Raw genomic sequence first — 2500 nt, 5'->3', positions numbered from 1 at the left:
AAGGCCAATCAAACTCGGAAATAGCTGGTTCTCCGCGAAATCTATTTAGGTAGAGCGTCGACCGAATACCCCAGGGGGTAGAGCACTGGATGGGCTAGGGGTCCTCACCGGATTACCAAACCTAACCAAACTCCGAATACCTGGGAGTACTAGTCGGCAGACACACGGCGGGTGCTAACGTCCGTCGTGAAAAGGGAAACAACCCTGACCTACAGCTAAGGTCCCCAAGTTATGGCTAAGTGGGAAAGGATGTGAGGATCCCAAAACAACCAGGATGTTGGCTTAGAAGCAGCCATCATTTAAAGAAAGCGTAACAGCTCACTGGTCTAAATAAGGGTCTTTGCGCCGAAAATGTAACGGGGCTAAAGCCATACACCGAAGCTTAGGGTTCGTGAGCAATCACGAGCGGTAGCGGAGCGTTCTGTAAGCTGATGAAGCCGTACCCGTGAGGGGCGGTGGAGGTATCAGAAGTGCGAATGCTGACATGAGTAACGTAAGGGGAGTGAGAGACTCCCCCGCCGAAAGACCAAGGGTTCCTGCTTAAAGTTAATCTGAGCAGGGTTAGCCGGCCCCTAAGACGAGGCGGAAACGCGTAGTCGATGGGAACCACGTTAATATTCGTGGGCCTGGAGGTAGTGACGGATCACACAAGTTGTCCAATCTTATCGGATTGAACGGGCAGCGGAGTGGTTCCAGGAAATAGCTCCTCCTTATAGACCGTACCCGAAACCGACACTGGTGGTCAGGTAGAGTATACCAAGGCGCTTGAGAGAACTATGCTGAAGGAACTCGGCAAATTGCACGCGTAACTTCGGAAGAAGCGTGACCCTTTTCTACGCAAGTGGAGGAGGGTGGCACAGACCAGGGGGTAGCGACTGTTTATCAAAAACACAGGGCTCTGCGAAGCCGCAAGGCGACGTATAGGGTCTGACGCCTGCCCGGTGCTGGAAGGTTAAGAGGAGGGGTGCAAGCTCTGAATCGAAGCCCCAGTAAACGGCGGCCGTAACTATAACGGTCCTAAGGTAGCGAAATTCCTTGTCGGGTAAGTTCCGACCTGCACGAATGGCGTAACGACTTCCCCGCTGTCTCCAGCATAGACTCAGTGAAATTGAATTCCCCGTGAAGATGCGGGGTTCCTGCGGTTAGACGGAAAGACCCCGTGCACCTTTACTATAGCTTTACATTGGCATTCGTAGTGGCATGTGTAGGATAGGTGGTAGGCTTTGAAACCTGGGCGCCAGCTCAGGTGGAGCCACCCTTGAAATACCACCCTTATTACTATGGATGTCTAACCGCGGCCCGTCATCCGGGTCCGGGACAATGTATGGTGGGTAGTTTGACTGGGGCGGTCGCCTCCTAAAGAGTAACGGAGGCGCGCGATGGTGGGCTCAGAACGGTCGGAAATCGTTCGCTGAGTGCAATGGCATAAGCCTGCCTGACTGCGAGACTGACAAGTCGAGCAGAGACGAAAGTCGGTCATAGTGATCCGGTGGTCCCGCGTGGAAGGGCCATCGCTCAACGGATAAAAGGTACGCCGGGGATAACAGGCTGATGACCCCCAAGAGTCCATATCGACGGGGTTGTTTGGCACCTCGATGTCGACTCATCGCATCCTGGGGCTGGAGCAGGTCCCAAGGGTATGGCTGTTCGCCATTTAAAGCGGTACGTGAGTTGGGTTCAGAACGTCGTGAGACAGTTCGGTCCCTATCTGCCGTGGGTGTAGGAATATTGAAAGGATCTGTCCCTAGTACGAGAGGACCGGGATGGACGGATCTCTGGTGGACCTGTTGTGGCGCCAGCCGCATCGCAGGGTAGCTATATCCGGACGGGATAACCGCTGAAGGCATCTAAGCGGGAAACCCACCTTGAAACGAGTATTCCCTGAGAACCGTGGAAGACGACCACGTTGATAGGCCGGGTGTGGAAGAGCGGCAACGCTTGAAGCTTACCGGTACTAATAGTTCGATAGGCTTGATCGTTCTCATTCCTAATGCTCATCAAGGCGCAATCCGTAGGATTGTCGCCGAAATGATGAATTGCACAAAACGCGACGATCCTTCGGATCGCGCTTGAACAGCTTCTCGATTGAACATGCGTTTTGCCGACCTGGTGGTTATGGCGGAGCGGCTGCACCCGATCCCATTCCGAACTCGGCCGTGAAACGCTCCAGCGCTGATGGTACTTCGTCTCAAGACGCGGGAGAGTAGGTCGCTGCCAGGTCTGCCAAACGCATGTTCATCTCACATCTTCTCCTTGCGATTTTAGTGATGCATGTCGTTGGCTCAAAACCGCTAACACTTTTGAGCGACATGCATGAGGCCCGCCAAACGGGATCCCGGGCCGCGCAAGCGGCCCTTTCATTTGGCAGACCCATTGAATCCGGTAAGCTAAAACTTACCTCTAAGGACGCAAGCTAACGCTTGCTCGTGGTCGCAAGCTAACGCTTGCTCGTGGTCGCAAGCTAACGCTTGCTCGTGGTCGCAAGCTAACGCTTGCTCGT

2 rRNA genes (1 of these 2 cut by a window edge) are annotated in these 2500 nt (G+C 54.1%); both read left to right on the top strand.

Features of this window, described 5'->3' with window-relative positions:
- Nucleotides 1-1979, top strand: a 23S ribosomal RNA gene (locus tag KVT37_RS31365); it begins 821 nt to the left of the window's first position.
- Between the two features lie 126 nt (nt 1980-2105).
- Nucleotides 2106-2220, top strand: a 5S ribosomal RNA gene (gene rrf, locus KVT37_RS31360).
- Nucleotides 2221-2500 lie beyond the last annotated feature (280 nt).

It is taken from the genome of Mesorhizobium sp. GbtcB19 (genome assembly GCF_019091085.1).
Taxonomy (GTDB): Bacteria; Pseudomonadota; Alphaproteobacteria; order Rhizobiales; family Rhizobiaceae; genus Mesorhizobium.
The sequence above is the reverse complement of the archived record's forward strand: the minus strand, read 5'-3'. Positions and strand labels throughout refer to the sequence as shown.